A 24550-nucleotide genomic window follows, 5' to 3' on the forward strand; every position below is an offset into this window, starting at 1 on the left:
CCGGTGGGTTATGCCGACCGTGGCGTGAGGGTGCTGGATAGGCGAGGTGGTGGGGCTGGTTGGTCGGCATAACCCGGCCCTTGTGATCGGGTCAGAGGTTGTCGAGGAATTCGAGCAGGGTGTCGGTGGCGTGGTAGCGGCCGGGGCTGGTGTTGGGTGGTGTGAGGCGGGCGAGGGCTTTCTCCTTGATGGTCATGTCGGCGTGCAGGTAGGTGTGGGTGGATCCGGGGTCTTCGTGGCCGAGCCAAAGCGCGATGACTGAGGTGTCGACCCCGGCGTGCAGCAGCGCCATGGCCGCGGAATGTCGCAGGGTGTGCGGGGTGACGGTCTTGCTGGTCAGGCTTGGGCAGCGGGCTGTGGCGCGGCGGGTGTGTTTGGTGACCAGCTTGGCTACTGCATCTCGCGAAAGCGGTCGGCCCTCGCGGGTGGTGAACAGCGGATCGGTGGGTGCGCCGTGGTGGTCGGCGAGCCAATCGTGCAGGGCGGCGATGGTGTGGCGGGTCAGCGGGGTGGCGCGGTCCTTGCGGCCTTTGCCATGGCAGCGGACATGAGCACCGTGGTTGAGGTGAATGTCGTTGCGTGTCAACCCGATCAGTTCGGAAACGCGTAGCCCGGTCTGGCAGGCCAGCACCAGCAAGGCGTGATCGCGGCGCCCGAGCGAGGTGTTGCGGTCGGGTGCGGCGATCAGGGCGTCGATCTCGTCGGTGGTGAGGTAGCAGAGGATGGGCCGGTCACGACGTTTGGGTGGGATGGCCAGCACTCGGGCGATGTCGGCGGCGTGTTCGGGCGCGTGCAAGGCGGCGTAACGGAATAGCGACCGGATCGCGGCCAGCCGTGTGTTGCGGGTCGCGGTGCTGTTGGACCGCTCCGTTTCGAGATGGGTCAGGAAAGCGGTGACCAGCGTGGCATCGAGCTGGCCCAGGTCCAGGCCGCTGGGTGCGGTTGCTGTTGCGCGGGAAGCGAATTGCAGCAACAGCCGCCATGCGTCGCGGTAGGCGGCGATGGTGTTTGGTCCGGCGCGGCGCTGCCGCAGGAGTTTGTCGGTGAAAAATGCTTGCAGGATCGGAGCCAGCGCGGTCATCACCGTTCATCCCCAACGGTTTCCAGGCGTTGCGCGGCCAGGGTGAGTAGTTCGGGTATCTGCTGCTGATACCAATAGGTCGATTTCGGGTCGACGTGGCCGAGCCAGGTCGACAGGATCGGCAACCGTGCTTGAACGTCGCCGCCGGCGCGGTAGAAACCGATCATCGTGGCGACGGTGAACGTGTGTCTCAGGTCGTGCAGCCGGGGCCGTCGCCCTCCGGGTGGCGCCGTGATGCCGGCTGCGTCGATCAGGCCGGTGAAGGTGCTGGGGATATTGTCGGCATCCAGGCGAGTGCCACGGGTGGACACGAAAAAGCAGGGGCCGGACCGGTTCGGGCACCACCGCTCGCGCTGCTGTCGGTAGTCCCGCAAAGCAATGACGGTGGAGTCGTGCAGGAACAGGCGCCGGGACTTGCCGAACTTGGAATCCAGGATCACCAATGCCGCTCGATCGAGGTCGACGTGTTCGTCGTCGAGGCGGCAGGCTTCGCGTTTGCGCATGCCGGTCACCGCGAGCAGGCCGATCAGTGTCTGCCAGGTCGCCGCGCGCAGCGGTGGCCGCAACTGCCCGGCGGCGTCGATGAGGGCTGCGATCTCAGCGGGTGAATACAGATACGGTGCAATCCGGCATTTGTGGTGCGGCAGAGCATCTTCGGGTGGGACCTCGCTGTCTGGGTCGAGGGTCTGGTAGTGGCGGGCGAAGATCCGCACCGTCATCAACCGGCGTGCCAGGTAGGCGTCGTGGCAGCTGCCGCTGCCGGTCGTGGTCGCCCATTCCAGCGCCAGCTCGCTGGTGATGCGATCACTTCCGGCCGACTCGCAGTAGCCGATGAACGACATCAATTGCACCGCTTGAGTTGTCAGCTTGAACCCCAGCGCCCGTCGCATGGCTAGATAGTCCTCGGCGGCTCGGCGCAACACGCTCATGACCGCACCTGGATCGGCCAGGGCTGCGCCAGCGGGCGCAGCGCATTCTCGTCGACCTTCGCGTAAATCGCCGTGGACAGGTCACTTCGGTGCCGCAGAACCTGCCCGACTTCCGGCAGCGACGCTCCCGCCCGGAGCATGTCGCTGGCCAGCGAATGACGCAGACGGTGCGCACCCACCCGCGCCATGCCCGCGTGCGCGCAGGCACGACCCATGATCGCCCGCACCGCCGCCGCGTTCAACGGCCGATAGGGTCTGCGGATCGTGCAAAACACCGTCGCCACCGCGCAGGCCGGTCGGCCGTCGGTCAGATACGCCACGATCGCCTCACCGACATCGACCGGCAAAGGCAGCCGGTCGATCCGGTTGCCCTTGCCACGGATGGTGACTTCTCCACTGCGCCAGTCGATATCGTCCAACTCCAAACCGGCGGCCTCGACCCCACGCAACCCCAACCGGGCCAGCATCGTCAAGATTGCGCGATCGCGTCGGCCCACCACCGTCGCCCGGTCACATCCGTCCAGCAACCGCGCCACCACCGGCGCGTCCAGACCGCGCGGCAGCGACGCCAACCGCCAGCCCGCCACCCCCGGAACCGCGCCCACCAGCGGCGCCGGGATCCGTCCGGACACGTGCAGGAACCGCAGCAGAGCGCGCAGCGAGGTCACCATCGCCTTCGCCGACCAGGTGTTGCAGTCGCGGCAATAATCGACCATAAATGTGGTGATCCGACCCGAATCCAGCTGCCGCACAGCAGCATCCACTGGCCCAGGCAAACCGGCCAGGAACTTACCCGCCTGAGTCCCATAACAACGGACCGACTCCCGCGACAGCCCCCGGTCCACCGCCAGCCACGAACGGAACTCCGCTACCAGCACATCCACCGACATCTCGGCACCCATGTGATCTCTCCCGTCTCGAGTGGTTGTCCTCCTCCAACCACTCGAAACCCGCCACCATCACGATCACAAGGCCCAGATTATGCCGACCAACCAGCCCCACCACCTCGCCTATCCAGCACCCTCACGCCACGGTCGGCATAACCCACCGGTCCCCATAAGCCGACTTATGCCGACGTCGGCATAAGTCGACGTAACGGACGAGACGGTATGTCGCGAATCCTTTCCTGCGCAGGGCCGCCCGCCGCGATTCTGGATATCGCACTCCACCGCCAGCGGCGTCCCACTTATGTTGAAAGTGGTCGTCGAGGACCGAGAGTGCGATATTGGCCAGCAGCGGCGAGAGGATCCCGCCCTGCGGTGTTCCCATCTGGGGGTCCCGGTCGATTCCGTCCTCGGACAGGATTCCCGCTTTGAGGAAAGACTTGACCAGGGCCACAACGCGTTTGTCCGCGATCCGGTGACGCATTCGATCCACTAGAGCGGTGTGGTCGATCCGGTCGAAGCATGCCTCGATATCGGCCTCGAACACCCACTGATAGCCATGGGTGCCGAGCATGTGAATCTCGGCGATCGCGTCCTGAGCACGTCTTCTCGGCCGGAACCCGTAGGAGCTGGGCTGGAAATCGGCTTCGAAGATCGGCTCGAGCACCAACTTCAGCGACGCCTGTACTATCCGGTCCGCTGTTGTCGGTATCCCCAGCCTGCGCTTCTTGGTGGGACTGCCCGGTTTCGGGATCAGCTTCTCCCGCACCAGGTTCGGATGAAATGTCCGTTCCTTCAGCGAGGTCCGCAGCTGCGACAGCAATACGATCGACTCCTTCGGGATCGAGCGGGGAACTACCCCGTCGACACCCGCTGTTCGTCCACCCTTGTTGCCGTGAACCCTTTCCCAGGCATGCACCAGAAACGCAGGGTCATACACAAGGTTGTGCAGGTCATCGAACAGCCGACCCGCCTCACGGGTCGACCACCAGTGCAGCTTGGACTGCATCCGACGTACCCGAGACCAGGCTTCGTCGAAGTCCGGCCACGACTCACCCGTATTCACAAGTGCCTCCGTCCATTACGGCTCCTCACCGCGACATCCACTGGGGTCCTTCGCCATGTGACCGGCTTTCCCGGCCTCGGACTACTACGACCCCTCCGCCCCACCCACGCTCCCTCTGCCGACGACGAGCCTGCCCGTAACCGATCACTGGCCGTGACCGTTCACGGGCGTAACGGGGTGGTTCCCGTGTTCACTGCTATCCATTCGGGACAGGAGGTGGCCAGCTATGCCCCTGCGGCATCGTCACGGCTACGCCGCAGACCTTCACCGTGACCTCCCTGCCGACACCCAAACGCCGGCCACAGGAGTTCCCGCCGCAAACGATTCGCCAGCGACGGTGCGCACCGCAATTCAGCCCAGATCCACCGAGTTTCGAGCTGACGGGACGCTTGAGGGGCTTAACACACTGGTTCCTTGCGTCCACCTTTGTCCCACGCTTGCCGGACCGGCACCATTCGGCAGTGCTGACACCTCCCGGCGTTGTCAGGGCTGCTCCCATCCTCCCCGGCGTCTCCCGGATCAGACTGCCCTCAGCTACAGCGATCATGCTGCGACACAATCACTTCGGAGTCATCGCACCTCCAATATGGATAACAGCGCCTCACGGCGCACCTGGATCTCATCCCAGGCCTGGCGGGTGCCGGATACGTCGCTGTGCAGATATCCGATCGCGGTGCGGAACAGTTTCATCGTCGGCTGGCCTTGATCAGCGGGTTGTGGTGTGGTCGGTCATTGCTGTGGTACCAGGAATTCACGGTCACTTCAGTGGTTGTGTCCACTCAGTGGGACAACTGCGCGAATCTGGGCGCCGAGCCCTGTAAGCGGATCCGAGTTCCGGCCCTCAGGTCAGCTCCCGGTCATCGATGAGGAAGCTGGCCGCTGGCGATCGGTCGCGGCCATGGGCGGCCATCGAGCTGCTCGATACTGCTGTTGAACCGCCGGAGGTAATCGGCGAAGGCGGTCACATCCTGGGTTGTCCAGTCGTGCATGACGCGTTCGAGGCCGCTGACGGTGGCCGCGCGTTCGCCCTCCAGTCGTTGCTCGCCCTCCGCGCTGGTGCGGAACTTGCGCGCCATACCGCCTTCGGGGTCGGGAATGCGTTCGACCAGTCCGTCGCGCAGCAGTGTGCCGATCTGGCGGCTCAGGGTGGACGCGTCGAGATGCAGCGCGTCGCTGAGCTGCCGGATGGACAGCGGGCCGTCGATCGCCAGCCGACTCAGGAGCAGGTAGGAGCTGCGTTCGAGCATTCCGTGCGCGCGGCGGCGTGAGCTGAGCTGATACCTGCTCAGCAGCATGGTTTCGAATTCGACCAGGTGTACGGGCTTAGCCATGCCGTCCTTCCAATCATCCGCCGCGCTGCGGGAGGTGCGGGCCGGAATTGCGCTGGAGATGTGCATCACACATATTCCTTGTACTCTGCAATCAGCATGCATCATACATATTGATTGTATAGTGCAAATCGGTTCGAGATCGAGGGAGATTCGCGTGGACAAGCCCGACTCCGCCCGCCCGGGCGGCATCCTGGCGGTGTTGGCGATCGCCGGCATCGTCGCGTCACTGACGCAGACGCTGGTGGTACCACTGCTCGGACAGCTGCCGCAGTTGCTGGGTACCACGGCGTCCAATGCCACCTGGGTGGTCACCGTGACCCTGCTCGTCGGCGCGGTGACCACACCAGTGGCCGGGCGGCTCGGCGATATGTACGGCAAGCGGCGCATTCTGCTGGCGTCGACGGTGCCGCTGGTCATCGGTTCGGCGGTGTGCGCGACCGCGACCTCGCTCGCGCCGATGATCATCGGCCGCGGCCTGCAGGGCATGGGCGTCGGCATCGTGCCGCTCGGTATCAGCGCGCTGCGGGACTTACTACCGCCGGAGCGGCTCGGTTCGGCCATCGCCCTGATCAGTTCGTCGCTGGGGATCGGCGCGGCGCTCGGTCTGCCGGTATCGGCCGCCGTTATCCAGTACAGCAATTGGCATGTGCTGTTCTGGGGTACGGCCGTGCTGGCCGCGCTCGTCGGCGCCTTGATCTTCGTGCTGATTCCGGATACCCCGTCCGCCGCCGCCGGACGCTTCGACGTATTGGGCGCGATCGGACTCGGCACCGGATTGGTCTGCCTGCTGCTCGCGGTATCGAAGGGCGCGGCGTGGGGCTGGACCAGCGGCAGCATCCTCGGACTCTTCGCCGCCGCGGTCGTGGTGCTCGCGATCTGGGGCTGGTGGGAGCTGCGTAACTCGGATCCGCTGGTCGATCTGCGCGTGACCGCGCGCCCACAGGTGCTGCTGACCAATGCCGCATCGATCGTCATCGCGATGGCGATGTACGCGCAGGCATTGCTCGTGCCCCAGTTGCTGCAACTGCCCGAGGCCACCGGCTACGGTCTGGGTCAGTCGATGATGGCGATGGGACTGTGGATGGCCCCGTCCGGTCTGACGATGATGGTGGTCTCACCCCTCGGCGCGAAGTTGTCGGCGGCGCGCGGCCCCAAGGTCACCTTGGTCACGGGCGGCCTCATCATCGCCCTCGGCTACGGAATCTCGCTGGCGCTCATGGGTTCCCCTTGGGGTCTGCTGGTGGTGACCCTGGTGATCAGCACCGGCGTCGGATTCGCCTACGGCGCAATGCCGGCCCTGATCATGGGCGCGGTGCCGGTCTCGGAGACCGCGGCGGCCAATAGCTTCAATACGCTCATGCGCTCGGTCGGTACCTCGGTGGCGGCGGCCGTGATCGGTGCGGTCTTGGCGCAAATGACCGTCACCATGGGCACCCACGCCATCCCGACCGAGAACGGTTTCCGTGTCGGCCTGCTGATCGGTTGCGGCGTAGCACTGCTCGGCGCTGCGGTCGCACTGACCATTCCGGTCCGGCGCGCGGCGGTCGCGGACCGGATCGTCGATGAACCGAGGGTCGCGTCCCGGGTCTGAGACCCGACCGCCGACCGCCAACTCCGGAGGACTGTCGTCGCCGACGTCATCGCATCCCGGTGGGAGACGGCATTGGCGGTCGGCGCGGACGCGGTCATCGATTCCTCGAAAGAGGATGTGCCAAGGCGGCTTACCGCACTGCAGGCTGACGGGCATAATGCGCTCGGCGCGCGCCGCCCGAATGCCGATAGCTATATCGATGCCGCCGGACTTCCCGTCGAGGGAATACCGCACTGTGGTGGGGCAAGTGGGGTGCGAAGCTGATGCTGGTGGGAGTACCCCCTGTTCAACGGCGGCATGGCGCTATCGATCGGCGGACGCCGGGTGCGGCGGCTCAGCCCGCCGACCAGCCGCTGTCGACCGGAACGATGGCGCCGTTGACGAAGGATGCGGCGTCGGAGGCCAGAAAGACGGCGGCTTTGGCTATCTGTTCGGGTTGGGCGAGTGTGCCGGGCAGCGACAGAATCGGCCCGGGCGGACCAGGACCAGCGCCGCGTCGGTGCCGTCGACGAACAGCATCACCTGTTCCGCGGCAATATCGTGCGGCCCGCCGCTGACCGGAGCGTCGTCGATGCGATGCGATGCGATGCGATGCGGCGCGCGCGGCGACGGCCTCGATGGTGCGCGGACTCGCGATGGTGTGCACCATCAGGATCGAACCGGCCGCCATACCCGAAACAACGGTCCGTCGAGGCACACCTCGCACACCTGTTCGTCGGTGAAGACGCACACCACGACAACCTCGGCCCGCGCGACGGCCGCCGGGGATTCGACCGCCGTCGTACCCGACTCCGCTATGGCGCTACGGGTTTCGGCGGATCGGCCCACTGCCACGACTTCGTGACCGCCTCGGACGAGCCGCGCCACCATGGGGGCGGCCCATCCGCCCGCCCCCCACGAATCCGATGCGCATCCGAATATCTCTTTCGTACTCAGCGCGTGTGGTTCACCAGGCCGAGGGTGGCGGCGGCGGTGAGCACGATGCCGGGCTCGATATCGCCGGTCGCGGCCACGCCGACGTCCTTGCGGAGCAGATCACCGGCATGTGCCGCGAGGCGGTCCAGGGTGTCACCGGCCGAGACGATCCGGCCGAGCACGAAGCTGTCGGCCATGCCGTGGGAGATGACCTCGTCGAGTCGACCGGGATCGACAACAGCGCGGACGCCCAGGTAGGACCGTGCGCCTTCGCCGAGAAGCGTTCCCCCGTATGGTAGGGACGCTGATCGTCTGGCAGCACGTCGAGCGCTCAGGATCGTGACAGCAGCAGACCCAACACCCCGATTTCCCGGCTCTGTGTGTCGAGCATGTCGCGTGCGGCCTGTTTGACAATGCCGCTGGACAATTGGCGCTCGGCGGCCTGAGCCATCTGAATGCCGCCGTAGTGATGGCGCCGCATCAATTGCAGGAAAAGCGATTCCGCGTCGGCGCCCCGGGCGGCGGCCAGGGCGTCGAGTTCGGCCTGGGTCGCCATGCCCGGCATCGCGGCACTCGTCGTGGCCGTCGCGCTCGTTGCCGGACCGGTGTGGTGATGGTCGGTGGTCTCGGATCGGTCGGCGTGCATCCATGCCATCGGCTGCGGATTGATCGCGAGCGCTTCGGCCATGCGCAGCCAACCGAGCAGCATCCCGATCTCGGTGCGCTGGGTATCCGAAATCTGTTGTGCCAGAGCACGTATCGTCGGGTCGACGCCCGAATCGAGCCGCTGCGCCATGAGCAGGGCTTGATTGTGATGGGCGAGCATGTCCTGGGCGAAGCCGACTTCGGTATCGGTGAGCACGAGTGGTGCGGGTCGGTCGTCGGCCGCCACCAATGGCCGCAGCGCCGCGCCGACCGCCAGCAGCAGTACTGCCAGGCAGACGAGCGCGGCGGTCTCGACCCAACCTCGTCTGGTCATGAACCGATGGTCGATCGTTGGTCGGCCGGTGGGCGGTAGACGCCGGAATCCAGTTGCAGCGCAAGGAATCCGTTATCGGCACAGGTGGTCCACAACTGGTTGCCCCGCCATTCCGGAGCCGAGAAGCACCAGTCCGTGGACAGGTCGCCGAAGGCGAGCATGCCCGACCGCGGACCGGTGGCCTGGGACAAATCGAACTGTCCCCGCAGCATGGTCTGGACCACCGTCGGCCCGGCCAGCAGAGGCGGGCCGATGATGGATGCGAGGGCGTGCGGTGAGTTCGTCAACTCGGTGTTGTGGCCGGTGCGGGCGGGCGGGTTGTAGTAGGCGATCTCGCGAATGGCGAACGGGTCGCGGACATCGAATACGCGAATGCCCGATGAGGTCCAGCTGCAGGCCAATGCGGTCGGATTCGTCGGCCGATCGGCGGCGCAGTAGTGCGCGTCGTAGCCGAAGAGCGAACCGCCCGCAGCGGAAGCCATTGCGACGTCCTCGTTTTCGGGCAGATCGATTTCGAGTTTGATGGTGTTGACGATCCGCGGGTCCGCGCCATCAGAGACATCGATGAGCTTCACGCCGCCGGATCCGGCTTCATTGGTGGCGAAGATGTAGGGCTTGCCGTCATAGCTGACCGGGATGTTGTGCTGGGTGGCCCAGCCATCGGTCCATGTGATGTTGGCGAGCTGGCGCACCTGCGGATTCGGATCGCGGCGCTGGACGGCGCTGATATCCATGACCATGAGTCCGCCGAAGTTGTTCGCCAGGTACATGGTGTTGCCGTCGGGGCTGAATCCGAAGCCGTGCATGGAGAATCCGGGCAGGTTCTGCCAGATGACGCGCGGGTGGGCGGGATCGGTGAGGTCCACGGCGCTGACGAGTCCGGGTGCGACGCCGGAACTCCAGTAGGTATTGCCGTCGGGGGAGAACCCGCCCTCGTGCGCGGTGATCGGCAGCGGCATATTCAGGCTGGTCCCAGGGCCCGGATTGAGCAGGCGCGGATGGGCGCAATCGGAGATGTCGTAGACCGAAAGCAGACCGGCACCGGTCAGCACCGGCGCACCCGCGCCGACGAGCAGCTTTCGTTCGGCGTTGACCTTCAGGCTTTCCCAGGTACCCGCCAGCATCGCCGGTTCGTTCAGTGTCGCGGTGAGTACCGGCGCGGTGGGGTCGGAGATATCGAGAACCTGCACGCCCTGTTCGGGCCCGAGCAGATTGCCCGGGAAGAAGGTGCCGACATAGACGCAGTTCTCGAAGCTGACCGAGGAGATCGCGCCACCGCGTCCGGAGTAGCCGCCGATCTGGCGCACATTGCAGCGGTAGCCCTGGCTGCTGCGACCGCTGTTGCGGTCATCGGCCGGGACATCACCCTGCAGGCCGGATTCGGGGGACGCGTCGGGTCCGCATTCGGCGCGCGCCGCGGCGATATCGGTGAGGCCAGCGATTTCTTCGACGTGCCCGGACGCGCCGGACGGTGGTTGGGCGGCGAGCGTTCCGGTCGGCAGCAGCAGCGCCGCGGCCGCCGCGGTCACCAGGGCACGTCGGGCCCAGGGATGCAACGGAGATTTCATGGGAGCCCTCGGCGACGAGGGTTGCCTTTCGTGTGGTCGATACCGGATCGGCCGCGGTGCTCGTGATCGGCCGGTGCGCGGCCGCGGACGTCTGTTCGGATGCGCCTGCCGTGGTGTGGCGGTGCGAGTGGACATAGCCGGACTGTGTTGTCCGGTTACCCGGCAGTAGTGTGCGCCACGACATATTTGGGAGTCAAGGGGCGGCGGTTCACACCTGTTCGTCGTGTCTGCGAGCTATGTGCCAGCATCGCCGCCGTCGCGGGAGCGGCGCCGTTCGGTGCGGTAACGTTGCGACAATGACAGCCTCGAGTCGCGCGAACAGGGGGCCGAAGGCCGCGGCGGGCAATCGGGCAGCTCTCATCCGGGCGGCGCGGGAAGTGTTCGCGGAGAATGGTTTCGATGCCACGCTGAGTTCCATCGCGCGCACCGCCGGGGTCGGTCAGGGTGTGCTGTACCGACACTTTCCGACCCGGGAGAGCCTGGCGCTCGCGGTATTCGAGGAGAACATCGCCGAGGTCGAAGAACTCGCGGCGAATCCGTCGACCACTGTCGACGATGTCCTCGCGGTCATTGTCGAGCAGATCACCAACTCGGCCGCTTTCGTGGCGATCATCAATCCCTCCGGAACCGACGATCCGCGCGTCGGCGAAGTGGCCGCGCGCCTGATGAGTCTCGTCGCGGACAAACTCGAGGACCCGACCCAGCGCGGTTCGCTGCGCGTGGACGTCACGGCGGCGGACGTATTCATGGCCGTTGCGATGCTGGCCGCGATTCTATTGAAGACCGACGGGCGGTCGAAACGGCAAATGGCGCAACAGGCTTGGGCGCTGTTGGAGCGCGGGCTGACTCGGTGATGCGGGTCTGTCGCCCGGCGTTCGCGGTTGCTGTTCACCGCGTCGCCGTGATCGGCTAGCTCTGCGACTTGTTGCGTGGCCTCGGAACACTTGGTCAAATTGTGACTTGGGTCACAGTTTGGTAGCGGTTCGTCCCATTGGCACAATATAGCTTTCCGTGCGCTTTGCGAAGTCTTTACTATTGCGCCTACCCTTCGCAACACCGGGTCATTGCTCGACGAAGTCGCTCCATGCAGGCGCATGAAGCGTTCAGCGTTCTCGCTCCACCAGCTTCGCCCGCCGCTCGTTTTCGATGCCAGTACATGTTCGACCGAAGAACCGATCGGCTCCAGGCCGTGTCGGCGAAGGAGAATAATGTCCACCGACACCGATTCCGCACCACGGACGTCGCCGCTTCGCGCAAGTCTTCCAGTAAGTCTCGCCGCCGTCGGCCGCCATGATGTCCCCGCCTCGGTCGTGGTTTTCCTTGTCGCACTACCACTTTCGCTGGGTATCGCGGTCGCCTCCGGCGCCCCCGTGGCCGCTGGCCTCATTGCCGCCGTCATCGGCGGCGTCGTCGCCGGACTACTAGGTGGTTCCGTGGTCCAGGTCAGCGGACCGACGGCGAGTCTGACCGTCGTCGTCGCCGAGAGCGTGCACCAATTCGGCTGGGCCGCTACCTGTTTCATTACCGTTGGCGCAGGCGTACTGCAGATTCTGTTCGGGCTCAGCCGCGTTGCCCGCGGCGCGCTCGCCATCGCGCCGGTGGTGGTCCATGCGATGCTCGCCGGTATCGGCGTCATCATCGCGCTCCAGCAGGTCCATATCCTGCTCGGTGGCAATTCGCTCAGTTCGTCGTTCGCCAGCCTCACCCAACTGCCACACCAGTTGATGTCGGTGCACGGCGGCGATCTGTTCGTCGGTGTGGTGGTGATCGTCATCCTGATCGCCTGGAAGTTCGTCCCGCGCGCGATCCGCGTGGTGCCGGGGCCGCTCGTCGCGGTAGTGGTCGCCACGATCCTGTCGCTGGTGCTGCCGACCCATGTCGAGCGCATCGTGCTGAGCGGATCAGTGCTCGACTCCATCGGCCTGCCCGAGATCCCGTCCGGCAGTTGGTTCGCCGTCGCGATGGCCATGGTGACGATCGCGCTCATCGCCAGTGTGGAGACCCTGCTCTCGGCGGTGGCGGTGGACAAAACGCGACCCGGCAATCGAACCAATTTCGATCGCGAACTGATCGGGCAGGGATCGGCGAATGTGGTGTCGGGCCTGCTCGGCGGCCTGCCGATCGCGGCCGTCATCGTCCGCAGCATCACCAATGCCCACGCGGGCGCGCAGAGCAGGGCCGCGACGGTGCTGCACGGCGTGTGGATCCTGCTGTTCGCGGTCGCGCTGGCCGGGCTGGTGCAGCAGATCCCCAAGGCGGCGCTGGCCGGGCTGCTCATTCTGATCGGCGTGCAGTTGGTGAAGCTGGCCCATATCCGATTGGCCCGGCGCACCGGCGACCTGTTCGTTTACGTGGTGACGGTGCTCGGCGTCGTATTCCTGAACCTGCTGGAGGGCATGGTGATCGGGCTGGTACTGGCATTCGCCCTGCTGCTGTGGCGGGTGGTGCGGGTGACGATCATTGCCGAACCGGTGGCCAGCGCACGGCGCTGGGTGGTCACCATCGACGGCACCTGCACCTTCCTGGCGCTGCCCAAGCTGACCGCGGAACTCACCAAGGTCCCCTCCGGCGTAGAGGTGACCATCGAGATGACCGTCGACTTCCTCGACCACGCCTCCTATGAGCTGATCACTGACTGGGCCGGCCAACGCGAAGCCGCGGGCGGCACTGTCGATTTCGTCGAGATCGGCAGTGCGCGAATGGCGACCGCCGTGGCGGGGCCGCCGGAGCGCGGACGTTCGCGTCAGGTCCTCGACGAGGTCATCGGGCCGTGGCGGCGCACGGGCAATTCGGAGGATCGGATCGCTGCGGGTATCGCCGCCTATCACCGCGGCCACGCCCATCTGATGCGTCCGCATCTGCACGGTTTGCGCAATCGACCCGACGCCGACACCTTCTTCCTGACCTGCGCCGATGCCCGCATCGTGCCGAATGTCATCACCAATAGCGGGCCGGGGGATCTGTTCACCGTCCGCAATGTGGGCAATCTGGTCCCGGTCGGGGGCAGCGATGTCTCGGTGGAGGCCGCGCTGATCTACGCGCTGGAGAAGCTGGACGTGCGGGCGGTGGTGGTGTGCGGACATTCCGGTTGCGGGGCGATGGACGCACTGCATCGGGAGGTCCGTACCGGGCCTGGACTCGGCGATTGGCTCGCCCACGCCCGACCGAGCCTGGACCGGTTCCGGCTCGGCCATCCGGTCGCCGATGCCGCGGCATTCGCCGGATTCGGGCCGGTCGACCAGCTCGGCATGGTGAATGTGGCACTGCAACTCGAGCGACTACACGCCCATCCCGCGGTGCGGCGTGGGATCGAGGATCGCGGTGTCGCGGTGTCCGGACTGTTCTTCGATCTGGCGACCGCCCGGGTCATCGAGGTGACCATGGACGGCATCGCCGAATTCGACGATGAGCTGAGCGTCGCTGCCCTGGACGAGTTGGCCGATGTGCCCGGTATTGCCGCGGAGCCGGTCCAGTGCCGGGCGCGCCACCGAGCCGGGCCGAATGATTCTGCCCGGCAAGCGAACTCGGCATGACTATGGCTGTTATCACACTGATCCGGCGGCATGGATTGGGGCACTTTCCGACAATTTCTCAGGCTTTGCTAAGTCTTTACTAATAATCTTGATTCGGTTTACATCTCGACCCATTGCCGTGTCGGGAACTGCTTCACCGCGAGATGCCGGTTCGCGGTCTGTGCCCTGCTGGACATGTTGATCGTCAACCGACCTCGGCTTTCGCGCCGAGTCGGCGAAGGAGAAGTCAATGGCTATTGATAGTGCCGTAGCCGCACCACCGATACCGCCCACCGAGCTGGGCAAAGGCGATCGCAGTTCCGAACCGCTATCGGATCGTCTGACATCGATCCTGCGCCACGATCTGCCCGCCTCGATCGTGGTCTTCCTGGTCGCGTTGCCGCTGTCCCTCGGCATCGCGGTCGCCTCCGGTGCACCTGTCGCCGCCGGACTCATTGCCGCCGTCATCGGTGGCGTGGTCGCTGGCCTACTAGGTGGCTCGGTGCTACAGGTCAGCGGACCCGCGGCCGGTCTGACCGTCGTTGTCGCCGAATCCATCAGCCAATTCGGTTGGCGGATAACCACTTTCATTGTCGTCGCGGCCGGTGTGCTGCAAATTCTGTTCGGGCTCAGCCGGATTGCGCGGGCCGCATTGGCCGTCACCCCGGTCGTGGTGCATGCGATGCTTGCCGGTATCGGCGTAACCATTGCGCTGCAACAGATTCACGTGCTGCTCGGTGGGTCATCGCACAGTTCCGCCTGGACCAATATCACCCAGTTGCCGTCGCAGCTGTTATCGCTACACGGCGACGACGCGATCATCGGCGCGGTGGTCATCGCGATCATGCTCGGCTGGCGCCGCGTGCCCGCCAAGCTACGGGTCGTGCCGGGGCCACTGGTCGCGGTCTTGGTCGGCACGGTGCTGTCATTGGTGCTGCCGTTCGACGCCGAGCGAATCGTATTGAACGGCTCGCTGTTCGACGCCATCGGACTGCCACAGATCCCCAGTGGCAACTGGTCCGCCGTGGCGATCACCATCCTCACCATCGCGCTCATCGCCAGCGTCGAGAGCCTGCTTTCGGCGGTGGCCGTGGACAAAATGCATACCGGTAAGCGCACCAATTTCGACCGGGAGCTGATCGGTCAGGGCTCGGCGAATGTGCTCTCTGGTCTCCTCGGTGGTCTGCCGGTCACCGGCGTGATCGTGCGCAGCGCCACCAATGTGCAGGCCGGTGCGCGCAGCCGCGCTTCGGCGGTGCTGCACGGCTGCTGGATTCTGGTCTTCTCGGTCGCGCTGGCCGGACTGGTGCAGCAGATTCCGAAGTCCGCGCTCGCCGGTCTGCTGATCGTCATCGGTATCCAACTGGTCAAGCTGGCCCACATCAAGTTGGCCAGGCGCACCGGCGATCTGGTCATCTACGCGGCCACCGTGGTCGGCGTGGTCTTCCTGAATCTGCTGGAAGGTGTGATCATCGGTCTGGCACTGGCTTTCGGGTTGCTGCTGTGGCGCGTGGTGCGGGTCGCCGTGACGGCCGGGCAGATTCCCGGCTCGCAACGCTGGCTACTGACCATCGACGGTTCCTGCACCTTCCTCGCACTGCCGAAGCTGTCCACCGAATTCGCGAAAGTGCCTGCGGGCGTTGATGTCACCGTCGAGATGACCGTCGACTTCCTCGACCACGCCGCCTTCGAGGCCATCGAGGAGTGGGTGCGGCAGCAGGAAAGCGGTGGCGGCACCGTCGATTTCGTGGAAATCGGCAGCGCGCGGATGGCGCACGCGACCGCGGGGCCGCCCGCCCGCGGCTTCGGGCGAGCGGTGCTCGACGAGATCTTCGGCCCGTGGCGGGACGACGATAAGAACGCCGACCCGGTGACCTCCGGTGTCGCCGCTTACCACCGCAGTCACGCCCATGTCGTGCGTCCGCATCTGGACGAACTGCGGGACCGCCAGGATCCCGACACCTTCTTCCTGACGTGCGCGGACTCCCGAGTGGTGCCCAATGTCATCACCAACAGCGGTCCCGGTGACATGTTCACCGTCCGCAATGTGGGCAATCTGGTGCCGGTCAGCGGCGACGCGTCGGTGCAGGCCGCGCTCGTCTTCGCGCTCAACGAGTTGAATGTGCGGTCCATCGTGGTGTGCGGGCATTCGTCCTGCGGTGCGATGAAGGCGCTGTACACCGAGACCGATACCGGTCCGGAAATCGGCCCCTGGCTCGCCCATGCCCACCCGAGCCTGCAGCGGTTCCGGCTCGGACATCCGGTGGCGCGCTCGGCCGCGGCCGCCGGATTCGGCGAGGTCGACCAGCTGAGCATGGTCAATGTGGCCGTGCAGTTGGAAACCCTGCACCGCCATCCCGCGGTGCGGGCGGCCATCGCCGAGCGCGGTGTGACGGTATCGGGGCTCTTCTTCGACATCGCCAGCGCGCGCGTCATCGAGGTCACCGTGGACGGGCTCGCCCATATCGACGACACCGGCGCGCGCAGCACGCCGGAACTCGTCTGAGTGGCTGACATCGGACCCGCCCGATCTGTTCGGGTGGGTCCGGCCGGGTCGCCGATCGAGTCCGGCGCGGGGCCGGTAGAACGCGGCGGGTCTGCCCGCGTTACGCGGCGCACCGGCCGGAGGTTCCGTCGGCCCGCTCCTACGCTGGTGGCGATGAGTGTTGAGTTGGAATCCGGATCGACCGAGCGCACCGGATGGCGCGCCTTGCGCACCCGACTGGCCGCGTTACCTAGGCTGAACCTCGCCTACCGGATCGGGGTGGCGGTGGTCGGCATCGCGGTGCTGGTCCTCGGAATCCTCGCGATTCCCTACCCCGGACCCGGCTGGGCGATCGTATTCGCCGGACTTGGCATCCTCGCCACCGAATTCGCCTGGGCCCGCCGGGCACTCGGCTGGCTGCGCGACAAGTATCGGCAGGGTATGGCGTGGTACTCCGCACGAGGCCCGGCCATGCGGGTGTCCGCGGCCGCCGCCACCTGCGCGCTGGTCATCGCGACACTGTGGGTTTTGGGAACATTCGGGTTGCTCGGCGGCTGGATCGGAGTCGAATCGCAGTGGTTGCACAGTCCCCTCACGTGGTGAATTCGGTTCCCGGGCGGAATCTGACCGAGCCGGAGTGGCTGTCCGCGCGGATCGCGGAAATGGGCCGCTCGTGGGGCACCACCGAACCGCGCGTCTCGGGCACGCTGTGGTGGTGCATGGTGGCTTCGGCCCTGGTCGAACAGCTCGCCCGCGCATACGCGACCGGGGTGCCCGCACCGGTGCCGGCTCTGGACCGGTTGGACTGTGCAGTCCGCCCCGATGGCGGTATCGAGCGAGTGCACATCCTGCCCGCCACCGAGATCGAGGCAATCGCCGAGCCGCCTGCTGCGACCGCGCTGCGGGAGACCCTGGCCGCAGTGATCGGGCCCGTCGCGGCGGTATCCGGTGCAGGGGTGCCGTCGCTGTGGGCGATTGCGGCCGACGCCATCGGTAATCGGGCACTCGATGCGGGGAATCCGGAGGCGGGGGCCCGGCTTGCGACCGAGGTCGGCGGGAAGCTGCCGGTGCCACGGTTCGTCGAGATCGGCGGGCGCAGCTTTGTGCGCCGCATCTCGTGCTGTCTGGTCTTCGAGGTGCCCGGATGCGAGATGTGCACCAGCTGCCCGAAAAGGCCGGCCGCCGAGCGGACGGCGCTGCTCACCGAGCTCGCCGCCGAGAGCTGATAGCGATGGCCTTCCGGCCCACGTCCGGATGGCGGGAGTGTCGCATCGAACCGGTCGGCGAATGTCACGTTCGGGTCTCGCGGATCCGGACCGGCCCACCCGCGACGCGGCGAGCCCGGTCCATCGACGCGGGGCCGCTGGGGTGCCGATAGCATGGTCGCGCCGGAGCAAATTCGCCTCCGACGATGACCCGTGGGCAACCGCCCGCACCAGCGCGGGAACCCGCCCGCCAGGAACGCCAAGGAGTCTCTCGCCGTGACCACCTCAGCACCTATCAGCCCTGTCGCCCTCGTCCGGGTGCCCGCAGGGACGACGGCGGGTGCCGCGGTGCGCGAGGCGGGGCTGCCGACCAAGGGACCCGACACCATCGTCGTCGTGCGCGATGCCGAGGGACTGAAGGATCTGTCCTGGACCCCGGACACCGATGTCGAGGTCGAGGCGGTCGCCGCGAACACCGAGGACGGCCGCAGCGTGATCCGGCATTCGGCCGCGCATGTGCTGGCCCAGGCCGTACAGCAGGAGTTTCCGGAAGCCAAGCTCGGCATCGGCCCGCCCATCAAGGACGGCTTCTACTACGACTTCCAGATGGACCGGCCGTTCACACCCGAGGATCTGGCCAAACTGGAATCCAGGATGAAGAAGATCGTCAAAGGCGCGCAGCGCTTTTCGCGTCGCGTGGTCGAGGTCGAGGACGCGCGCGTCGAACTGGCCAAGGAGCCGTTCAAGCTCGAGCTGATCAGCGATAAGTCGGGCATCGACGATCCGGAGGTCATGGAGGTCGGCGGTAAAGAGCTGACCATCTACGACAACCTGGATCCGCGCACCGGTGTGAAGGTCTGGGGCGATCTGTGCCGCGGCCCGCACATCCCGACCACCAAATTCATCCCCGCGTTCAAGCTGACCCGCAGCTCCGCCGCCTACTGGCGCGGCGACCAGAACCGCGAGGACCTGCAGCGCATCTACGGCACCGCCTGGGAGTCGCAGGAGGCCCTCGAAGAGCATCTGCACCTACTCGAAGAGGCAGAACGCCGCGACCACCGCAAGCTCGGCCTGGAACTGGACCTGTTCAGCTTTCCCGACGAGCTCGGCTCCGGTCTGCCGGTGTTCCACCCCAAGGGCGGCATCATCCGCAAGGAGCTCGAGGAGTACTCGCGCCGCCGCCATGTGGACGCGGGCTACGAGTTCGTCAATACCCCGCACATCACCAAGGGCCACCTGTTCGAGGTCTCCGGTCACCTCGATTGGTACCGGGACGGCATGTTCCCGGCCATGCACCTGGACGCCGAACTCAATGAGGACGGCACCGTCCGCAAGCCCGGCCAGGACTACTACGTCAAGCCGATGAACTGCCCGATGCACAACCTGATCTTCCGGTCCCGCGGCCGGTCGTATCGGGAGCTGCCGCTGCGGATGTTCGAATTCGGCTCGGTCTACCGCTACGAGAAGTCCGGCGTCGTGCACGGCCTGACTCGGGTGCGTGGCATGACCCAGGACGACGCGCACATCTACTGCACCAAGGAGCAGATGCACGCCGAGCTGACCAGCACACTGCAGTTCGTGCTCGGCCTGCTCGCCGACTACGGCCTCGACGACTTCTACCTCGAGCTGTCCACCAAGGACCCGAAGAAGTTCGTCGGCTCCGAGCAGACCTGGGACGAGGCCACCGAGACCCTCGCCAAGGTGGCCGAGACCTCCGGACTCGAGCTGGTGCCGGATCCGGGCGGCGCCGCGTTCTACGGCCCGAAGATCTCCGTGCAGGCCAAGGACGCACTGGGCCGCACCTGGCAGATGTCGACCATCCAGCTCGACTTCAACCTGCCCGAGCGCTTCAACCTGGAATACACCGCCTCCGATGGCACCAAGCAGCGGCCGGTCATGATCCACCGCGCGCTGTTCGGTTCGATCGAACGCTTCTTCGGCGTGCTCACCGAGCACTACGCCGGTGCCTTCCCCGCCTGGCTCTCGCCGGTTCAGGTTGTCGGAATCCCGGTCGCGGAAGCCTTTGCACCGCACCTGGATTCGGTGATCGAACAGCTGCGGGACGCGGGCATCCGGGCGCAAGTGGACCGCAGCGACGACCGGATGCAGAAGAAGATCTTCAACAACACCGCACAGAAGATCCCGTTCATGCTGCTCGCCGGTGAGCGCGATGTGAACGCGGGTGCGGTCAGCTTCCGTTTCCGCGACGGCACCCAGGTCAACGGGGTGCCGGTCGCGGCTGCGGTGGCCACCATCGTGGAATGGATCGCGAACCGGGACAACGCCTCGCCGACCGCCGAGGGTTTTGTGGTGAAGGGCGGCGCATGAGTGAGTGGACCGCGCCCGGGTTCGCGGATGTGAACGCGGACTCGGACGAGCAGGGGAGCATCGTGGATACCGGGGCCGGTGAGCCGGATCGGTTGCAGCGGTTGTGGACTCCGTACCGGATGTCCTATATCGCCGAGGCCGCCAGTCCGAAGGATGCGACGGGCCATCCGTTCACCGATATCCCGAAGATGTCGGACGAGGACGGTCTGGTCATCGCGCGCGGCGAGCACGTCTACGCGGTGCTCAATCTGTACCCGTACAACCCCGGGCACATGATGGTGGTGCCCTACCGCAAGGTGGCCAATCTCGAAGACCTCACGCTGGAGGAAAGCGCCGAGCTGATGGCCTTCACGCAGCAGGCGATCCGGGTGATGAAGCGGGTATCGCGGCCGCACGGATTCAATGTCGGCCTGAATCTGGGTGGGGTGGCCGGTGGTTCGCTCGCCGACCATCTGCATCAGCACATCGTGCCGCGCTGGGGTGGGGACGCCAATTTCATTACCGTCGTCGGCGGGGTGAAGGTTATGCCGCAGTTGCTGCGGGAAACTCGGGCGCTGCTGTCGGCGGCGTGGAAGGAAGTCGAGTAGGGTGCTCAGCTTCTTCGGCCGCGAGACGTTCTCCAAAGCGACTGCGCCGCTGGGCAGAGCGCTTGTCAGTACCGGGCTCACCCCGGATGCGGTGACGGTGATCGGCACCGTCGCCTCGATCACGGCCGCGGTTACCTTGTTCCCGACCGGACATCTGTTCTGGGGAACCATGGTGATCTGGCTGTTCGTCATGTTCGACATGCTCGACGGCGCGATGGCCAGGGCGCGCGGCGGCGGCACGAAATACGGTGCGGTCCTGGATGCCACCTGCGATCGGGTCGCCGATGGCGCGATCTTCGCCGGGCTGGCCTGGTGGGCGGTGTATCACGAGAACAGTAAGCCGCTCTTCGTCGCGACCCTGGTGGTTCTGGTTACCTCCCAGGTGATTTCGTATGCGAAGGCGCGTGCCGAGGCGAGTGGACTTTCCGCCGACGGTGGGCTGATCGAGCGGCCGGATCGGCTGATCATCGTCTTGGTCGGCGCCGGACTGACCGGTATCGGCGGCTATTGGGGGATCGAATGGCTGACCTGGGCCGTGCATGTGGCGATGTGGATGCTGGCGGTGCTGAGCATCGTCACGGTATTCCAGCGGGTGCTGGCGGTCCGGAACTCACCGGGCGCGCGGGATGTGATCCCGCCCGCGCAACCGCAGAATCCCGCGGACACGACGGAGTTGCCCTCGTGAGTTCCCAGCTCGATTCGCCGGGGGAGGCCACGCGGCCTGTCGGCGAGCCCGGTCATCGACTCGGCGGCAGCCGGGATACGCAAGGCGGCCTCGGATCTCGGATCACTGCCCGACTGACGGACTGGGCCTATGCGGCGGGGTGGCGGGTCGTGCGTACCCTGCCCGAATCGACGGCGCGGCGGGCATTCGATTGGGGTGGCAACCGAGCCGCGGACAAGGCGAATCGCGCATTCCGCGCCGGTGGCGCACCGAATCAGTTGCGGCGCAATCTTGCGCGCGTGCTGCGCGTGACTCCGGCCGAAGTGCCCGACGACCTCATTCGCGCGAGTATGCGCTCGTATGCCCGCTATTGGCGTGAGGCGTTCCGGCTCCCGACGATGGATCACGCGGCACTGACCGGTTCACTCGTCGAGGGCGTGGAGAATCTGGATGCCGCACTGGCGCAGGGGCGCGGTGTGGTCCTGGCATTGCCGCACTCCGGGAACTGGGATGCGGCCGGGGTCTGGTTGGTCAACCACAATGGCACCTTCGCCACCGTCGCGGAACGACTGAAGCCGGAGTCGCTGTTCGAACGGTTCGTCGCCTACCGGGAGAGCCTGGGTTTCGAGGTGTTCCCGCTGACCGGCGGTGAGCAGCCGCCGTTCGCCGCGCTGGCCGCGCGGCTGCGCGAGAACAAGGTCGTTTGCCTGATGGGGGAGCGGGACCTGACCGGGAAGGGCGTTCCGGTGACCATGTACGGCGAGCGCACCTGGCTGCCCGCTGGCGCGGCGAAGCTGGCCATCGCGACCGGTGCCGCGCTGATCCCGGTGCACGTCTGGTTCACCGTCGACGCCGACGGCCGCGAGGGTTGGGGAATGAAGACCGAAGCGCCGCTGGATGTTTCGGGCGGTGTCGCGGTGGCCACCCAGGCATTGGCCGACCGGTTCGCGGCCAATATCGCCGAGCATCCCGCCGATTGGCATATGTTGCAGCCACAATGGGAGCAGGACCTGTCGGCGCAGCGGCGCGCCAGGATCGCCGCGGCACAGGCCGGGAACGATAGCGCCACCGGGGAGAAGGCACCATGAAAATCGGCATGGTCTGCCCCTATTCGTTCGATGTCCCTGGCGGGGTGCAGGCCCATGTCGTGGAATTGGCGCGGGTGTTCATCGAACGCGGCCACAAGGTGAGCGTGCTCGCGCCCGCGTCGGAGGACACGCCGCTGCCGGATTTCGTGGTGTCGGCCGGTCGCGCGGTGGCGATTCCCTACAACGGTTCGGTTGCCCGGCTGTCCTTCGGCCCCATGGCCTACACCAGGATTCGCCGCTGGATCGATGGCAACGACTTCGACGTGCTGCATATCCACGAACCGAATGCGCCGAGCCTGTCCATGCTCGCGCTGAAGATCGCCGAGGGGCCGATCGTGGCCACCTTCCACACCTCGACCACCAAATCGTTGGTGCTCAGCACCTTTCAGGGTGTGCTGCGGCCCTATCACGAGAAGATCAGCGGCCGCATCGCCGTCTCCGAACTGGCGCGGCGCTGGCAGGTGGAGGCCTTGGGCTCGGATGCGGTGGAAATTCCCAATGGCGTCGATGTGCCCGCTTTCGCCCGCGCCCCGATGCTGCCGGGTTATCCGCGCGCGGGCGCAACCGTACTGTTCCTAGGCCGCTACGACGAACCGCGCAAGGGCATGGACGTGCTGCTCGGCGCGCTGCCCGCCGTGGTGCGCAAGCATCCGGATATCGAGATCCTGATCGTCGGCCGCGGGGACGAGGACCGGCTGCGCCGCGAGGCCGGACCGCTCGCCCGGCATCTGCGCTTCCTCGGCCAGGTCTCCGATGAGGACAAGGCCTCGGCCATGCGCAGCGCGGATGTCTACGTCGCGCCCAATCTCGGCGGTGAGAGCTTCGGCATCATCCTCATCGAGGCAATGGCCGCCGGAACCGCCGTGGTGGCGAGCGAATTGGACGCCTTCCGTCGGGTGCTGCGCGACGGCACCGCGGGAATGCTCGTCCCGGTGGGCAATTCGGATCGTCTCGCCGATGCGCTGGACACCCTGCTCACCGATGAAGTCCGCCGCGAGGCCCTGGTTCGCACCGCTGATCAGGTGGTCGGCGAATACGACTGGCCGGTGGTCGCCGAACAGATCCTGCGCGTGTACGAGACGGTGACCATCGGCGATACGCGGGTCCGGGCCGCCGGATGAATACCGCGGCTCGCGGCAAATGACGGCATGGTGAGGGCTCCCAGATGATTACTTTCTCCGCGACAACGGTTCTCGTTCTCGCGCTGATCGCGGCGGTGCTCATCGCGATCGGTCTATGGGCGGCCTCGACCGCCAACCGGCTCGACCGGCTGCACGTGCGCTCGGACCAGTCGTGGCAGGCATTGGACTCGGCGCTGGCCCGGCGCGCGGTGGTGGCCAGGTCGATCGCCGTCGCGATCGCGGGCCCGAGTGCCGAGTCGGCGCTGTCCGAGCAGGCCAAACGCCTTGCCGCGCTGGCAGATCGCGCGGAGCGGGCCGGGCGCGCCGATCGCGAGACCGTGGAGAACCAACTCTCCGCGGCGCTTTCGGCGGTCGATATCGCCCGGTTGCGCCCGCAGCAGGTGGCCGAACTGGCCGACGCCGAGGCCCGTGTCCTGATCGCGCGTCGCTTTCACAATGACGCCGTTCGCGACACCCTCGCCCTGCGCACCCGTCGTCCGGTGCGCATCCTGCACCTCGGCGGTACCGCGCCGCTGCCGACCTACTTCGAGATCAGCGAGCGCGCCACCCCGGCCGCCGCGACGGGTTTGGCCGTCGACACCGTCCGCACCTCCGCGCGGGTCGTGCTGCTCGACGAAAAGGATCGGGTATTGCTGATGCGCGGCAACGACCCCAAGACCCCCGACGTCTCCTTCTGGTTCACCATCGGCGGCGGCGTCGAACCGGGGGAGACCCTGCGCAGCGCCGCAGTGCGGGAATTGTGGGAGGAGACCGGCTACACCGCTGACCCGGCGAACCTGCGCGGGCCGATCTGGCGACGGGTGGCGGTATTCCCCTTCGACGGCGAACTCATCCGCGCCGAGGAGCTGTTCTTCGCGCTGCGGGTACCGGCCTACGACCCGAAGCCGGGCAATCTGACCGCGGTCGAGCGCCGCAGCATTACCGCCAATAAGTGGTGCACCGGTGCCGACATCGTCGCGCTGGACCACACCGGCGAAACCGTTTACCCCTATCACCTGGACCAACTGCTCCCCGAGGCCGCCGCGGCCGCATCCGGTGACTCCGATCCCGAGGTCCGCTCCATCCGCTGAGCGCGGCGGCGATCCACCTGCGCGGCCGCATCTTTCACCTGTGATGTGTTTCACGATCGTGATAGCGTCGCGACTGGATTGATGCCGCCCGGGTAGTGCTTACGGGAAAGTGCTGCTCGGAATCC

22 protein-coding genes are annotated in these 24550 nt (G+C 66.4%); 12 read left to right on the forward strand and 10 right to left on the reverse strand.

Going from position 1 to position 24550, the window contains the following annotated elements; genetic code table 11:
* Window positions 1–91: 91 nt before the first annotated feature.
* The 5 genes from ACQP0C_RS15195 to ACQP0C_RS15215 form a co-directional block, all read right to left on the reverse strand.
* Window positions 92–1081 (reverse strand): tyrosine-type recombinase/integrase, encoded by a 990-nt coding sequence (locus ACQP0C_RS15195; protein ID WP_433722439.1) that lies wholly within the window; start codon window positions 1079–1081, stop codon window positions 92–94.
* Window positions 1081–2010 (reverse strand): tyrosine-type recombinase/integrase, encoded by a 930-nt coding sequence (locus ACQP0C_RS15200; RefSeq protein WP_433722437.1) that lies wholly within the window; start codon window positions 2008–2010, stop codon window positions 1081–1083. Before ACQP0C_RS15200 ends, ACQP0C_RS15195 begins: the two co-directional genes overlap by 1 nt.
* Window positions 2007–2912: a site-specific integrase gene (locus tag ACQP0C_RS15205; protein WP_433722436.1), complete on the reverse strand. Its 906-nt coding sequence runs from the start codon at window positions 2910–2912 to the stop codon at window positions 2007–2009. Before ACQP0C_RS15205 ends, ACQP0C_RS15200 begins: the two co-directional genes overlap by 4 nt.
* A 121-nt stretch (window positions 2913–3033) precedes the next feature.
* Entirely contained in the window at window positions 3034–3960 is a 927-nt protein-coding gene (locus ACQP0C_RS15210) for a reverse transcriptase domain-containing protein (protein ID WP_433733545.1), read from the reverse strand.
* An 857-nt stretch (window positions 3961–4817) separates the two neighbouring features.
* A complete protein-coding gene (locus tag ACQP0C_RS15215) occupies window positions 4818–5357 on the reverse strand; it encodes a MarR family winged helix-turn-helix transcriptional regulator (protein ID WP_433733546.1) in 540 nt (179 codons plus the stop codon).
* An 88-nt stretch (window positions 5358–5445) separates the two neighbouring features.
* On the opposite strand from ACQP0C_RS15215, the gene ACQP0C_RS15220 reads away from it, so the two are divergent.
* Window positions 5446–6882, forward strand: coding sequence for an MFS transporter (locus ACQP0C_RS15220; protein WP_433733547.1), 1437 nt, complete (start codon window positions 5446–5448; stop codon window positions 6880–6882).
* Window positions 6883–7216: 334 nt separating this feature from the next.
* On the opposite strand, the gene ACQP0C_RS15225 is transcribed toward ACQP0C_RS15220, so the two are convergent.
* From ACQP0C_RS15225 to ACQP0C_RS15245, 5 genes are all read right to left on the reverse strand, one after another.
* Window positions 7217–7579: an SDR family oxidoreductase gene (locus ACQP0C_RS15225; RefSeq protein ID WP_433733548.1), complete on the reverse strand. Its 363-nt coding sequence runs from the start codon at window positions 7577–7579 to the stop codon at window positions 7217–7219.
* Entirely contained in the window at window positions 7531–7752 is a 222-nt protein-coding gene (locus ACQP0C_RS15230; protein ID WP_433733549.1) for an NAD(P)-binding domain-containing protein, read from the reverse strand. Before ACQP0C_RS15230 ends, ACQP0C_RS15225 begins: the two co-directional genes overlap by 49 nt.
* A gap of 62 nt (window positions 7753–7814) precedes the next feature.
* The gene (locus tag ACQP0C_RS15235; RefSeq protein WP_433733550.1) at window positions 7815–7994 is read right to left on the reverse strand and encodes a hypothetical protein; all 180 of its coding nucleotides are present in this window, start codon (window positions 7992–7994) and stop codon (window positions 7815–7817) included.
* Between the two features lie 134 nt (window positions 7995–8128).
* Window positions 8129–8776 (reverse strand): DUF305 domain-containing protein, encoded by a 648-nt coding sequence (locus ACQP0C_RS15240; protein ID WP_433733551.1) that lies wholly within the window; start codon window positions 8774–8776, stop codon window positions 8129–8131.
* A complete protein-coding gene (locus tag ACQP0C_RS15245) occupies window positions 8773–10344 on the reverse strand; it encodes an LVIVD repeat-containing protein (protein WP_433733552.1) in 1572 nt (523 codons plus the stop codon). The genes ACQP0C_RS15240 and ACQP0C_RS15245 overlap by 4 nt, the downstream gene beginning before the upstream one ends.
* Window positions 10345–10640: 296 nt before the next feature.
* On the opposite strand from ACQP0C_RS15245, the gene ACQP0C_RS15250 reads away from it, so the two are divergent.
* From ACQP0C_RS15250 to ACQP0C_RS15300, 11 genes are all read left to right on the forward strand, one after another.
* Complete coding sequence (locus ACQP0C_RS15250) at window positions 10641–11198, forward strand: TetR/AcrR family transcriptional regulator (protein ID WP_433733553.1); 558 nt, start codon at window positions 10641–10643, stop codon at window positions 11196–11198.
* A 354-nt stretch (window positions 11199–11552) separates the two neighbouring features.
* Window positions 11553–13877 (forward strand): SulP family inorganic anion transporter, encoded by a 2325-nt coding sequence (locus ACQP0C_RS15255; RefSeq protein ID WP_433733554.1) that lies wholly within the window; start codon window positions 11553–11555, stop codon window positions 13875–13877.
* 229 nt (window positions 13878–14106) lie between these two features.
* A complete protein-coding gene (locus ACQP0C_RS15260) occupies window positions 14107–16362 on the forward strand; it encodes a solute carrier family 23 protein (RefSeq protein ID WP_433733555.1) in 2256 nt (751 codons plus the stop codon).
* A gap of 153 nt (window positions 16363–16515) precedes the next feature.
* The gene (locus ACQP0C_RS15265; RefSeq protein ID WP_433733556.1) at window positions 16516–16944 is read left to right on the forward strand and encodes a TIGR02611 family protein; all 429 of its coding nucleotides are present in this window, start codon (window positions 16516–16518) and stop codon (window positions 16942–16944) included.
* Window positions 16941–17567: a (2Fe-2S)-binding protein gene (locus ACQP0C_RS15270; RefSeq protein ID WP_433733557.1), complete on the forward strand. Its 627-nt coding sequence runs from the start codon at window positions 16941–16943 to the stop codon at window positions 17565–17567. Before ACQP0C_RS15265 ends, ACQP0C_RS15270 begins: the two co-directional genes overlap by 4 nt.
* A gap of 255 nt (window positions 17568–17822) precedes the next feature.
* Window positions 17823–19874, forward strand: coding sequence for a threonine--tRNA ligase (gene thrS / locus ACQP0C_RS15275; protein WP_433733558.1), 2052 nt, complete (start codon window positions 17823–17825; stop codon window positions 19872–19874).
* Window positions 19871–20461, forward strand: a complete 591-nt coding sequence (locus tag ACQP0C_RS15280; protein ID WP_364777794.1) for an HIT family protein — start codon at window positions 19871–19873, stop codon at window positions 20459–20461. Before thrS ends, ACQP0C_RS15280 begins: the two co-directional genes overlap by 4 nt.
* Before the next feature lies 1 nt (window position 20462).
* On the forward strand, window positions 20463–21146 hold the full coding sequence (pgsA, locus tag ACQP0C_RS15285; RefSeq protein ID WP_433733559.1) for a phosphatidylinositol phosphate synthase: 684 nt from the start codon (window positions 20463–20465) through the stop codon (window positions 21144–21146).
* Window positions 21147–21247: 101 nt separating this feature from the next.
* Complete coding sequence (locus tag ACQP0C_RS15290) at window positions 21248–22213, forward strand: phosphatidylinositol mannoside acyltransferase (protein ID WP_433734557.1); 966 nt, start codon at window positions 21248–21250, stop codon at window positions 22211–22213.
* Entirely contained in the window at window positions 22210–23334 is a 1125-nt protein-coding gene (locus ACQP0C_RS15295; protein WP_433733560.1) for a glycosyltransferase family 4 protein, read from the forward strand. Before ACQP0C_RS15290 ends, ACQP0C_RS15295 begins: the two co-directional genes overlap by 4 nt.
* Before the next feature lie 47 nt (window positions 23335–23381).
* Window positions 23382–24425: an NUDIX hydrolase gene (locus tag ACQP0C_RS15300; RefSeq protein WP_433734558.1), complete on the forward strand. Its 1044-nt coding sequence runs from the start codon at window positions 23382–23384 to the stop codon at window positions 24423–24425.
* The last annotated feature ends 125 nt before the right edge of the window (window positions 24426–24550 follow it).

Source organism: Nocardia sp. CA-129566, from assembly GCF_050956075.1.
GTDB lineage: Bacteria > Actinomycetota > Actinomycetes > Mycobacteriales > Mycobacteriaceae > Nocardia.